The 13,099-nt window shown below is 69.7% G+C and carries 7 protein-coding genes; 5 read left to right on the top strand and 2 right to left on the bottom strand.

Annotated features, from left to right (window positions below; genetic code table 11):
• Positions 1 to 34: 34 nt before the first annotated feature.
• Together ACGFWE_RS08415 and ACGFWE_RS08410 are read right to left on the bottom strand one after the other, a co-directional pair.
• A complete protein-coding gene (locus ACGFWE_RS08415; RefSeq protein WP_393598721.1) occupies positions 35 to 757 on the bottom strand; it encodes a hypothetical protein in 723 nt (240 codons plus the stop codon).
• Between the two features lie 227 nt (positions 758 to 984).
• On the bottom strand, positions 985 to 3,855 hold the full coding sequence (locus tag ACGFWE_RS08410; protein ID WP_393598720.1) for a PKD domain-containing protein: 2,871 nt from the start codon (positions 3,853 to 3,855) through the stop codon (positions 985 to 987).
• An 877-nt stretch (positions 3,856 to 4,732) separates the two neighbouring features.
• Here ACGFWE_RS08410 and ACGFWE_RS08405 point away from each other — a divergent pair.
• The 5 genes from ACGFWE_RS08405 to ACGFWE_RS08385 all read left to right on the top strand — a co-directional run bounded on the left by ACGFWE_RS08405 (position 4,733) and on the right by ACGFWE_RS08385 (position 12,711).
• Complete coding sequence (locus ACGFWE_RS08405; RefSeq protein WP_393598718.1) at positions 4,733 to 7,630, top strand: AAA family ATPase; 2,898 nt, start codon at positions 4,733 to 4,735, stop codon at positions 7,628 to 7,630.
• 382 nt (positions 7,631 to 8,012) lie between these two features.
• Positions 8,013 to 8,666, top strand: coding sequence for a response regulator transcription factor (locus tag ACGFWE_RS08400; protein ID WP_352381636.1), 654 nt, complete (start codon positions 8,013 to 8,015; stop codon positions 8,664 to 8,666).
• A gap of 7 nt (positions 8,667 to 8,673) precedes the next feature.
• Complete coding sequence (locus tag ACGFWE_RS08395; RefSeq protein WP_352381634.1) at positions 8,674 to 10,002, top strand: HAMP domain-containing sensor histidine kinase; 1,329 nt, start codon at positions 8,674 to 8,676, stop codon at positions 10,000 to 10,002.
• A gap of 208 nt (positions 10,003 to 10,210) precedes the next feature.
• Positions 10,211 to 11,260, top strand: a complete 1,050-nt coding sequence (aroF, locus tag ACGFWE_RS08390; protein WP_352381633.1) for a 3-deoxy-7-phosphoheptulonate synthase — start codon at positions 10,211 to 10,213, stop codon at positions 11,258 to 11,260.
• Positions 11,261 to 11,778: 518 nt separating this feature from the next.
• Positions 11,779 to 12,711 (top strand): ParB/RepB/Spo0J family partition protein, encoded by a 933-nt coding sequence (locus ACGFWE_RS08385; RefSeq protein ID WP_352381631.1) that lies wholly within the window; start codon positions 11,779 to 11,781, stop codon positions 12,709 to 12,711.
• Positions 12,712 to 13,099 lie beyond the last annotated feature (388 nt).

The raw sequence follows: 13,099 nt of genomic DNA, 5'->3' as shown, positions 1-13,099 counted from the left end.
GTCTCCCGGGCCGGTGGAACGGTGGAGGGGAGGGTCAGTTCCTGGCGTCGGAGGTGCCGAAGATCTCCAGTTGATAGGTGCCCGACGGGGAGTAGGCGCCCTTCCGTAGATAGGCGGCGGTGTTGCCCGAGCGCAGAAGAGGGCTGGTGATGGGCACCTTCTCCTTGGTGAACGCCTTGTCCACCTGGGGTTTCACCCCATCCAGCCAGGCTGCGGCGGCCTTCGCGTCGGAGCCCGGGTGGTCGAGACCGATGCAGGCCCGCAGGAACTCCTCGTATCGGGGGGCGTTCGCGGTCGCCGAGCAGTAGAACTGCCTGAGGTCGCCGGAGAGGTCCCAGATGGCAGCCACTTGCAACGCGCTGTTCTTCGTCGGGTGCGCCTCTCCTCCGACCTGCCGGGCAGGCTCGCTGAAGGTGAGCTTCTGCCGCTTTCCGAGGGTGATGTGCCAGTCGGCCGCGAGTTCCTCGAGGAAGCTCTGCCCGGTGTAGCCCTTCGCCATCACCGCGGACTTCACGCCCGTGGGCACGTCCTGCTTGGCAGCCGGGTATGTCGGCCAGTGGTCCATGCCCGTCGGGCGGGGCTGTGGGCTGGTGGCGGTGGCGGCGGTGCTCGGAAAGGCGTCCGCGGTGGGGGGCGTCCCCGAAGAGGCGGCCGAAGCGGCGCTGTCGGTGTCGTGCCCGGTCGAACAGCCGGTCAGGGCCAGCGCGGCGACGACCAGCACGGCGGCGTACCGGGGGCGGTGGGTCGGGAGACGCATGGTGCAACTCCGCGGGAGGGGGAGAGGGGCGTCCACGGCCCGGTGGGTTCCGGCTGTGGACGCGGTGCCGGGTGGGATCAGGAACCGGTGAAGCAGGAACCGGTGAAGCAGGAACCGGTGAAGCAGGGACCGGTGGACGCGGGTGTCCTCGCCGCCGCTCCACGTCTGCGCAAGCGGCATCCCGGGGACGCCGGTCGCCGCGGCCAAGATCCGCTGCGGGTCCGTGGTCAGCCGAGGTAGCCCTCGAGGTCGGCGACGACGTTGAGTGATCCGTTCGCGTTGTGGATATGGATGTCGCCGTCGGCGTCGACGGGAATCACCGCCAGGACCGGGCGGGTCTCGCCGGTGCTCAGGTTGTCGTTGGAGACGTTCGGCAGGCTGCCGGCGCCGTACGCCGTCAGGTGGGTTCCGGAGGTCGGGCCGACGCCGGTGAGGTTGACCAGCACGGCGGTCGCGCCGACCGGGACGCCGCCGACTCCGGCGACCTTCACGGTGAGGGTGCTGCCCGCGCCGAGGGGCCTGGCGGGGGCGCCGGTGCCGTTGCGGGTGTCGAGGAAGCGGGTGGGAGCGGCCGGGACGAAGGGGCTGCCGACAGGGGCGTTGACGCCGTCGGCGTTGTAGTCGGTGTACAGGCCCTGGAGGTCGGCGATCAGGTTGACGTGTCCGCCGCTGTTGTGGATTTCGATCTTGCCGCCGCCGCACACCTTCGTCACGACCAGGTTGGAAACGGTCTGCCCGGCACGGTAGTTGAGGCTGGACGTGCTCGGGCGGCTGCCGCAGTAGACGGTGACCACGCCGCTGCCGGTGCCTCCCGTCACGGTGAGGTTGAGGACGGCGCCGATGGTGTCGCCCGTCTGTCCTTCCTTCGGCAGGGTGACGGTCGTCGTGCTGCCGGCTGCGACCTTCCCCGTGGCGGAGCCGGTGCCGTAGCGGGTGTCCAGGACCCGGGCCGGAGGGATCGCGGCGAAGTTTCCCATCTGGTCGTTGTCGGTGATGGACTTGGTCGTGAAGTAGCCCTGGACATCGGCGACGAGGCCGACGTCGCCGTGCGCGTTGTACAGGTCGACGTAGCCGCCCGCACCCACCCGGACCGTGACCAGGTTCGGGTTGGTCCGCCCGGCGGTGAAGTCGAGGTTGGATGCGGTCGGGCGGCTCGTGCCGTCCGGGTACACCGTGACGTAGCTGCTCGCGGTGGCGTCGGCATCGGTGACGTTCATGGTCACGGCGGTCACCCCGGAGGCCGGGACTGCGCCCGTGCCGAGCACCTTGAGACGGACCACGCCGCCGGGACCCACCCGCCGCTCGGCGGCGCCGGTCCCGTTACGGGTGTCCAGGATGCGCTTCGGGCTGACGGCGACGTAGGCCGGGCCGACGATGGTCCGGGTGGTGTCGGCGGCCGTACGTCCGGCGGAGTCGGTGAGCTGCTGAGTGACGGTGTACGTGCCTGCCGCCGCGTAGGTGTGCTGCGCATAACCCTTGGAGCCCGTGACGGAGACGGCCGCCGAGCCGTCTCCGAAGCTGATCCGGTCACCGGTGATCGGATAGCCGCTGTAGCCGGAGGCGTCGAAGTGGCAGACCGCGGTGTCCGGCAGAGCGGGGCCGGTGGCGCAGGTGAGGTTCCCGGTCAACGGCGGAACCGGCTTGACGGAGAATGAGTAACTGACCTCGGTGCCCATTGTGCTGCCGTCCGGCCGGTACACCGTGACCGTGGCGTAGATGTTGGTGGTCGTCGTGGGCTGCGTGTACGTGTGCGTGGCCTTACCGGTGGTGGACGTGGCCGTGGTGCCGTCCCCGAAGTCGAACGTGTAGCTGTAGCCGTCGAGAGGGTCCGACCACGGGTTGACGAAGGCGGCCGAGAAGGTGACCGGTACGCCGACGTACACCGCCTGGGAGGAGCGGCCGGTTATGCCGAGGCCCAGCGGGTCCTGGAACTCGACGGCACCCCGGTCATAGATGTCGGTGCCGGTGACGAGGGGGTCGTCGACCCGTTGTGCTCCGTTGAGGTCGGTGGACAGCTCGCCGGGAGCGTCGGCATCGGCCGAATCGATCAGCGGCGAGGGCTCCGAGGGCTCACCGGACGTGGTGGAGAGGGATACATCCGTCTGGTCCAGGTCGTGGGTTCCCTGGCCGGTGCCGGTGCGGAACGCCTGGCTTGTGGCGTACGCGGTGCCCGCCCAGTCGTAGTCGGTGCCGGTCGGCAGCGGGTTGACCGCGTTGTAGTCCGCGGTGACCTGCGGTGCGGAGGAGGCGTCCACCGTGATCTCGGCAGGCGTTCCAGGGGCTGAGCATGTCGCCGAGTCGGGGAGCACGACGGTGTTCTCCACGGACCCCGAGCTGCCGTCGGACAGGCTGACGGCGTTGCCGCAGACCGACCTGATGGTGTCTCCGGCCAGGTGGATGCCCGTGGTGCCGGCGGCCGAGATGCCTCCGCCGAGCTGAGTCACATCGTCGGCCAGCGTGATGTCCTGCGCTCCGGCCGCGCTGGCGAAGGCCGGTCCCCCGGACTCGGGGGCGATGTGCAGGCGGGTGAGCGAAATGCCGGAGGACGAGCCGTCCACGCTGATCGCCTCCGCGGTGCTGGGGGCCGCCTGAGCCGTAGTGGCCGCACCCATGTCGAAAGCGATGTGCTGGGACCGGGAAACCACCAAGGCGCTCCCCCCGGTCGACGAGAGGCTGAATCCGGTCAGGTCGACGTACTGGGCACCGGAAAAGGTCATCGCCGGAGTCGCGGTGCTGCTCAGGACGACGGCGCGGGTAGCCCGCGCGTTGTCGCCGGGATCATCCGTGACAAAGGCGACGGGCTCGTCCACGGTGCCGACCGACCTGATGGTCACCGGGGCGTACCGGGTCGTGTTCCGTGCCACGTACACGGTGTCCCCGGGCGCCGCCGCGTCCGCAGCCGGCTGGATCTGGCAGAAGGGCACCGCCTGGGAGCCGGGCCCGGTGTCACTGCAGCCGGCGTCGTTGTCGTCGACGTACAAGGCCGTGCCGGTGCCGGTGCCGGTGCCGGTGTCGGCGTGGGCGGCGGCGGTACCGAGACTGCCTGACAGTACGGAGAGGACGGCGGCGGATGTCGCGAGCAGTCGCCTGCGGCTCATGGACGTGTTCCTCCCGGGCCGAAGGGCGCCGGACGTCGGCGCGCACGACCACTGAGATCCAGTCACTTGCTCTGCTGGAGTTGGCGGAAGGTTATGGCAGATCAGCCACGGGGAGCCGTCGGGACAAGACTCCCTTGCCGTCCGCGAACCCGCTGAGACAAATCTTGGGCTGTCGAAGAGCGGCGCACTGGAGACTGTTGATCCCTCTATTACCTTGGGCCCGCGTTTGAAGCAGCGCTCACTGGACGGTGCTGGAGCCGATCTCTGGCCTGCGCGGTTGCTTCTTTCTCCCCAGGAGACCCCGATCGAAGGCCGAGTGGTAGGGATCCAGCTCGGTCCATGCGTCGGGATGGCGGGACAGCCCAGACCGTGCGCGGTCACCAGCCGTGTGCGCATCTCGCCACCGCCGGTCACCCGCCGCCGCTGCTCGTCCACGCCGTCGGACCGCAGCGGCTGACCACGTGCGCCCGCACCAGCAGAGGCCTGGACCCGGCCAAGCTGGGCGATCGCTTTCCGCTGCCGCCAACCCGAGCCGCCTTGCCCTGCCTCCCCACTCCGGGACACGCGCGGTGTGTCTTCTCGCCAAGTGGAACCTGGGCGGCCATGCCGATCGCGCCATCCTTGTGGCGACTCAGCCGTCCCGACCGCCCCACCAGCCCCTGTGCGACAGAGCCACGGGCTGCCCCAAGCCTTCAAAAGGCCATTGATATCGGTGTGTGCGGGGAATTCGGAGAAGGGTGCCGGATGTGGAATTTCGACCTCCGATCGCAAAATTTGTGGCGCGTTCCCGACGGTTATTCGATCTTATGAGTCAAATGCCGGTGGTATTCGATTTTCGAATCTGGGACAGTGGGTGTACAGGCGACCGACAGCGTCGATGGATGAGATTCGGTCGACCGGCCGACCGCTTGAGAGGCACAGTCGGTACGGGGGAGAAGTCTGGCCTATGAACTTGGTGGACCGAACGGAAGAACTATCTGTTATGGAAAGCATGCTCGGCGCCTGCGGCGCCGGGCATGGAGGCGTGCTCTGGGTGAGCGGAGCGGTGGCCAGCGGCAAGACCGCGCTGCTGCGTGCCTTCGGTGCGCGGGCAACCGCGAACGGAGCACTGTTCCTGCAGGCCACGGCATCGGAAACAGAAAAAGTCCTGCCCCTCGGAGTGCTGGGGCAATTACTGCTCGGCGCGGATCTGCCTGCGGTCGACGCCGAGCGCGCGACCGGCCTTGTAGAACTCGTCGCGAGGGAAGCACAACGGCACGGCACACCGGAGGCGCCACCGGCCCTGGCGATGAACGTGATTCCCGAGCTGTGCGGGACACTGCTGAAAATGGCGGAGAAAAGGCCCGTGGTGATCAGTGTCGATGCCGTGCAACACGCCGACAGTCAATCGCTTGATTGTCTGCTCTATCTGGCCCGGCGTCTCGACACCAGCCGAATTCTGGTGGTGCTGGCCGGAAACAGTGGATTTCCCGACGACAGGCAGCAATTGAAGGTGGATTTATTGCGGCTGTCCGGCGTCCGGCATATCAGGCTCCGCCCCCTCCGTCGGCAGGGAGTGGCGGACCTGGTGTCCACCCTCGGTCAGGACCTGCGGCAGGGGCGGAAGCTCGTGGCCGACCTCTACCGTGTGGGCGGCGGGAACCCGCTGCTGACGCAGGCTCTGATCGAGGACCAGCGCACTTCGGACGCCGCCGCACTCGTACCGGGTGACGCGTTCGCGCAGGCGGTGACCGCCACCGTCTACCGCAGTGACACCTCGGTCCGGCACACCGTCTGGGGCCTCGCGGTGCTCGGCTCCCACGGATCGCTCGCCGAACTGGTGGAGGTCCTGGGCACCACCCAAGAAGCCGTGCAGCGGGGTCTGTGCGCCCTGAACGAGGCAGGGCTGCTCGACAACGGCCGGTTCCGCCACGAAGCCGGCCGGACCGCGGCACTCAGGAGCATGGAACCCGCGCACCGCGCGCACCTGGAAGCCCGGGCTGCCCAAGTGCTGCACGAACACGGCGCGGCGGCGACCGTGGTGGTGCGGCACCTGGTCGCGGCCGAACCTGTCGACGCCCCGTGGGCCCTGCGCACCCTGCTCGACGCGGCCCAACGGGCCCTGGCCGACGACGAGATCGAGTTCGCCCTCACCTGCCTGCGCACCGCACGCGACTCCGGTGCCGACGCAGGCCAGTTGCTCGCGGTCAAGGCGGAACTGACGCGGGCCGGCTGGCGCGTCAATCCCTCCGCCGCCGCCCAGAACCTGCCGGAGCTCACCGCGGCGGCGCTCGGCGGTCGGCTCGGCGCGCGGCACGTCGACGAACTCGTCGGGCAACTGCTCTGGTTCGGCAAGGTGGACGAGGCCCTCGACGTCGTGGGCTCCGCCGAGAAGCACGGCGGGCCGTCCGGCCCGGACGGGACCAAAGGGGCCGGGCTCGACAGCACCCGTCGCTGGATCGCGTGTGTCTACCCGGGGCGTCCGGGCTCCGTCGCCACCCGCCACGCCGACGCCGCGGCCACGGACGACCTGGCGCGCGGCCTCCGTCAGCGAACGGCGAACCTGATCGAAACGGTGCTCGAGGGAGCCGAGGACGCCGTGGTCGTCCGTGCCGAGCAGATCCTGCAGAGCACCCGCCTCGACGACAGCACCCTGACGGCGCTCGTCGTCGCCGTGCGCTCGCTGGTCCTCGCCGACCGCCTGGACACGGCGGCGCTCTGGTGCGACACCCTTCTCCAAGAGGCCACCGAGCGCCGCGTCCCGATGTGGCAGGCGCTCCTGTCGTCCGCCAAGGCGCGCATGGACCTGCGCGCGGGACGGCTCGCCGCGGCGGAGGAGTCGGCCCGCGTCGCGCTCACACTGGTGCCCGCCGAGGGCTGGGGCGTGGCCGTCGTCTCGCCGGTCACCACGTCCCTCCACGTCAACACCGCTCTGGGGCGGCTCGACGAGGCGGCCGCCCAACTGGCCGTGCCCATACCGGACCCGGCGTTCCAGACGACCGACGGACTCCTCTATCTCCAGGCGCGCGGCCACTACTACCTCGTCGCCGGACGCCCCTATGCCGCGCTCGACGACTTCCTCACCTGTGGGGACCTGATGACCCGCTGGAACCTGGACCTGCCCGCCCTCGTACCGTGGCGGACCGACGCGGCCCAGGCCTATCTGTCCCTCGGCGACGACGAGCGTGCCCTGAACCTGGCGGAGGAGCAACTGGCGCTGGCCGGCCCCGGTCGCTCCTGGGTGCACGCCGTCTCGCTGCGTGTCATGGCGAGCGGGCTCACCCCCCGGCAGCGGTTGCCGCTCATCGACGAGGCGGTGGAGATCCTGCGGGAGCGCGGCCACCGGTTCGAGCTCGCCCGTGCCATTGCCGACCTGGCACAGACCCACCGCGAACTGGGAGACGGCGGCAGAGCCCGGGCACTGGCCCGCAAAGCCCAACAGCTGGAGCGGGAGTGCGGTGTCCCCGCGCCCAGAACGAGGCCCGCGGCCGAAACAGGGTCCCCCACCGACGAGCGGCCCTGGAACGCCCACGGCAACCGGGGTGCCCCCGTCGAACTCACCGACGGGGAACTGCGGGTGGCGACGCTCGCCGCCGACGGGTACACCAACCGGCAGATCGCCGAGAAGCTGTTCATCACGATCAGCACCGTCGAGCAGCATCTCACCCGCTCGTACCGCAAACTCGCCGTACGGCGCCGAGCGGACCTGGCGGCGCGCCTGAGCTCCGTCTCGGTCCCGTGCGGCGGTGAGGAGGACGTCCATGGCGGCGTGTGCGGCCGTCTGCGAGCGGTGTAGGAACCGACCGTCCAGGAGTGGCGCCCGCACGGCACGGGCCGCGACCCGCACAGCGACGCACGGGACGAGGAGGCCGTAGAACAACTCGCGCATGCCGGCAACTCCCCTTCGTCCTCGCGGTCGTGTGGCAGGTGTGGCCGCTCCGGTCGTCCGTTCTACGGGGCGGGCGGTCACACCGAGGTCCGAGAATCTGTGACCGCGGCGAGGAGCCGGGGGTACCCTTTCGACAACAGGGGACCGAACGTGAAGGCGCGTCGACGGGGGGCCGCGACCTGAGCTGTGACCGGTGTGTGACGTGTGATCGGGCAACGTGACACCCCATGACCAGCCTCAGCCGCACTGTCCTTGCCCCCGCGATCACGCGCTCCGCCAGGGGTGGGCGATGAGGATACTGGTCGTCGAGGATCACGCCGAGCTGGCGCATTCCGTGGCGAGGGTGCTGCGCAGGGAGGGAATGGCCGTCGACGTCGTCTACGACGGCTCGGACGCCCTCGACCGCACGACCGTGGTCGACTACGACGTGGTCGTCCTCGACCGGGACCTGCCAGGCGTACACGGCGACGACGTCTGCAGCGCGCTCGCCAGCCAGCCCGTGCACGCCCGCGTCCTGATGCTCACCGCGTCCGGCACGATCGCACACCGCGTGGAGGGATTCAGCCTCGGCGCGGACGACTACCTGCCCAAGCCGTTCGCCTACGCCGAACTGGTCGCCCGGATCCGGGCGCTCGCCCGGCGCTCCCAGCCGGCGGTCCCTCCGGTGCTCGTCCACGGCGATCTGCGGCTCGACCCCGCCCAGCGGATCGCGTCGCGGGCCGGTGTGCGACTGGCCCTCACCCCCAAGGAGTTCGCGGTCCTGGAGTACCTGCTGGCCGCCCAGGGCCGGGCGGTGTCGGCCGAGGAACTCCTGGAACGGGTGTGGGACGAGGCGACCGACCCGTTCACCACCACCGTCAAAGCGACGATCAACCGGCTGCGCCCGAAGCTCGGCGACCCACCCGTCATAGAGACCGTTCCTCGGGGCGGCTACCGGATTTGAGGCAGCCATGCGTCTGTCCCCGCTCATCGACACGATCTCCGCGTACGCCCGGCGCCTGATGCCCCGACGGGTGCGCCTGCGTCTGACCCTGTTGTACGGGGCGCTGTTCGTCGTCTCGGGCGGGGTCCTCCTCGCGATCACCTATCTGCTCGTCACCGGCTCCCCGGCGAATCTGGTGCTCCTCGACGGCGGCGCCGGCAACCCCGTGGTGACACCGGACGGTCAGGGCAACCTCTATCTGGGGCCGGACCCCAGCGGCTCCGCGCAGCTCGAGGACTTCACGGAGGAACTGCGCCGGCAGGCCCTGTGGCAGCACGAGGCCGAAGTGCACCATCTGCTGGTCCAGTCGGGGATCGCCCTGGGCATCATGGCGGTGATCTCGATGGTGCTCGGCTGGCTCGTCGCCGGACGGGTGCTGCATCCGCTGCGCACGATGACCGACAGCATCCGGCGCATCTCCGCGAGCAACATGCACGAACGGCTGGCCGTCGCCGGACCCGACGACGAACTCAAAGGGCTCGCCGACACGGTCGACGGACTCCTCGGCCGCCTGGAGAGCGCCCTGGACTCCCACAAGCGGTTCGTCGCCAACGCCGCGCACGAACTGCGCACCCCGCTCACCCTGGAGCACGCGCTGCTGGAGGAGGCGCTCATCGACCGGCACGCCACCCGGGAGTCGTTCAGGTCGAACTTCGAGCGGCTGCTGAAGATCAGCAAGCAGCAGGCACGCCTCCTGGAATCGCTGCTCACCCTGTCCAGCAGTGAGCGCGGCCTGGATCACCACGAACCCCTGGACCTGTCCGTCGTCGTGGAGCAGATCGTGGGCACCTCGCGTTCGGAGGCGGCCAGGCGCGGCCTGCGGCTCCAGACCATGATCGGTCCCGCCCCCGTCTGGGGCGACTCCGCCTTGGTCCAGCGTCTGGTGGCCAATCTCGTCGACAACGCGATGGGCTACAACATCCCCGCCGGACAGGTGGAGATCACCACGTGCACCGACGGCGGCCGCGCTGTCGTCTCCGTGTCCAACACGGGGCCCATGGTGCCGCCGGAACACGTGGAGCGGCTGTTCGAGCCCTTCCAGCGGCTCGGCCGCATGGACGGCGGTGGCCACCACGGACTCGGTCTGTCCATCGTCCGCGCGATCGCCGGCGCCCACAACGCGGTGATCGTCGCACGGGCCCGGCCGGAGGGCGGACTCGTGGTGGAGGTCGCGTTCCTCGCACGCACGGAACGACCCGGCCGGCACGGCATCCCCCTTGCGGCGCCGCCGCCCGCAGCCACGCACCGGGGCCGTACGGTCACTGAGCAGTTGGACAATGCGGCCGGGGGCCGTTGAGGAAAGACCCCGGCCCTCCTACCGTTGACGTGACGAGCCGCGGTCGGTCATCTCGTTTCCCGACCCGGTTGATGTGAGCGGCAAGGCCGCCGGCAACCGCGCGCCCCCTTCCGGGGGTTCACCGCAACCGCGTCTGCCGCAATGCCCGCACCTATTCACGATCAGCGCTTGGTCGTCCGCTGTCTGCCCGAGTGACGGGAGTAGAACCATGGTGGTGGTGATGGCCCCCGAGGCCACTGAGGAGGACGTGGACGCGATCGTCCGGGCGGTGCGCGCGGCCGGCGGCGACGCGTTCGTCAGCCGCGGAGTGTCCCGCACGATCGTCGGCCTCGTCGGAGACGTCGACGCGTTCGATGCCCTCAACCTGTCCAACCGGCGTGGCGTGCTCGACGTCGTGCGGATCTCCGTGCCGTACAAGCTGGTCAGCCGCGAACACCATCCCGACCGTTCCGTGATCAGGGTCGGGGGCGTGCCCATCGGCCCGGACACCCTGACCGTGATCGCGGGGCCGTGCGCGGTCGAGACCCCCGAGCAGACCCTCGCCGCCGCGCGGATGGCAAAGCAGGCGGGGGCCGCGCTGCTGCGCGGCGGGGCGTTCAAGCCGCGCACCTCCCCGTACGCGTATCAGGGACTCGGCGAGGACGGACTGCGGATCCTCGCCGAGGTGCGGGAGGAGACCGGGCTTCCGGTGATCACCGAGGTCATCGACCCGGGCACTGTCGAACTGGTCGCCGGCTACGCGGACATGCTGCAGATCGGCACCCGCAACATGCACAACTTCGCGCTGCTCCAAGCGGTGGGCGCGGCCGGCCGGCCCGTGCTGCTCAAGCGCGGCTTCGCGGCGACCATCGAGGAGTGGCTGATGGCCGCGGAGTACATCGCGCAGCGCGGCAACCTCGACATCGTGCTGTGCGAGCGTGGCATCCGTACCTTCGAGACCGCCACCCGCAACACCCTCGACATCAGCGCCGTCCCTGTGGTGCAGCGGCTCTCCCACCTGCCGGTGATCGTGGACCCCTCCCACTCGGGCGGACGCCGCGACCTCGTGCTGCCCCTCACCCGGGCCGCCCTCGCCGTCGGCGCGGACGGTGTGCTGATCGATGTGCACCCCGACCCGGGAACGGCACTGTGCGACGGTGACCAGGCCGTGCCCCCGGCCGGGATTCCCGAACTCGCCGACGCCGTCGCCATTCTGTCGCCGCTGATGGGACGTACTCTCGCCCAGCCGGCACCTCGGGGGCATGCGGCGGTCCGCTGATCCGGTACTCGAGGGCCTCTAGGGGTGGGGGCCACGTCCATTGAGGGGCACCGGCAGGACCTGGTAGGGGTGGAAAGAGCTGTTCCGCTGCGCCGGTTCAGGGGTACCAGCTGTGAATATGCCTTGTTAGGGTGAACGTGCTCGATCAGCAGGGGAGCAGATCCCGTTGAGTGTGCTGGACGACGGATTCCCGACGGGGGGATCTCGACGCCGCACGCGGAACGAAATACGCCATCGACGGGATGCGTGCTTCGCATTCCGCACGGCTGATGGATCGATCGTTTCAGGACGGCTGACGAGGGCGTAGGGGACACGCCTTTCCGCGCAGCACAGTCACGTTCACTCGGCCCTTGAGTACAGGAACTCGGCGGGCCGGTCGGCGCTGTCCACAAGAGCACGGATCACCGGTTCGAGCGGACCGGCTGCTTCTCCTTGCCCGGATGGTGTCGGATCACTAGGGGGAAATGGTGTTGACAACACCGAGGCACGTGCAGACAGACCATCCCATGGTCGTCGAAGTGGATATCGCATCGCTGTCGACGGCCGACTCACCCCGCATCTCCGGAGTCGATCCGGTGCACGTCGAGGCGCTCGCGGTGGCGCAGAACCCACTGCCGCCCATCACCGTGCACCGCTCGACCGGGCGGGTCATCGACGGCCTGCACCGGCTACGGGCCGCCGAAATACGGGGACAGCGCAAAATCGCGGTGCAGTACTTCGACGGGGACGCGGCCGACGCGTTCGTGCTGGCCGTCGAATCCAATGTCACGCACGGTCTGCCGCTGACGACGGCGGACCGCAAACATGCGGCGGCACGCATCATCGCCTCGCACCCGCAGTGGTCGGACCGGATGATCGCGTCGGTGAGCGGCATCGCTCCCGGGACGGTCGCGGAGATCCGCAGACGGGACCCGGGCGGCCGGCCCGCCGAGGAGAGCAGGATCGGCCACGACGGGCGGGTGCGTCCGCTGAACGGCAACGAGGGGCGCCGGGTCGCCAGTCAACTCATCAGCGAGAACCCTCACCTGTCACTCCGTCAGATCGCCCGCGTCGCGGCCATCTCCCCGGAGACCGTGCGTGACGTGCGCAACCGGATGCGGCGGGGCGAGGACCCGCTGCCGCAGCGCGGCAGGCAGACGGGCCACGAGCCCCCGGCCGCCCCGCACGGCAGCCGGGGCCCTGCCGCCGTACCCGACCGCGAACCCGCCGAGGACCGTGCCGCGATCGTGGGGCGCCTCAAAGCGGACCCGGCGCTGCGGTTCAGCGAGACCGGACGCCTGCTGCTGCGCCTGCTCGCCATGCACACGATCAGCATGGCGGAGTGGGACAGGATCATCGACAAGGTGCCGCCGCACTGCGGAGAGATCGTGGCCTGTCTGGCCAACGACTGCGCGCAGATGTGGACGGACGCCGCGCTGCGTATGCAGCGCAAGGTCGCCGAAACGGCGTAAGGGCTTCTGTCCGGGCCTGTCGGTACGCCAACGGTTCCTGTCACGCGTTTTCGTGCAGTGGTGTCACGAACACCCCCGCGTCCAAGTGGGCAATTCGGTCGGTTGGACGGTGGGAACTGAATCCGCTGCCCGCGCGTGCGATGTCGACGCGCGCGGGCAAGCATTCCCATTTTCGGGCATTGCGCTGCCCAACTCTGCCCTGGTTGACGGGAATTGACCGCCGGTATGGTCCGGGAGTGAGCGGAGTCGCCGCAATGGTTCAAACGCAGGAGGTTTCCGTCGCGTGTTGATCACCCAAGGTCCTGGCGGGCCTACCCTCGGAGGACCGCAGTCCGGGTCCCGGAAGCAGGCCCTTCGGCCAGGCACTCTGCGCCGATCCCTCACCTAT

The organism is Streptomyces sp. NPDC048523 (assembly GCF_043199815.1).
GTDB lineage: Bacteria > Actinomycetota > Actinomycetes > Streptomycetales > Streptomycetaceae > Streptomyces.
This window is presented reverse-complemented; position numbering and strand designations above follow the sequence as displayed.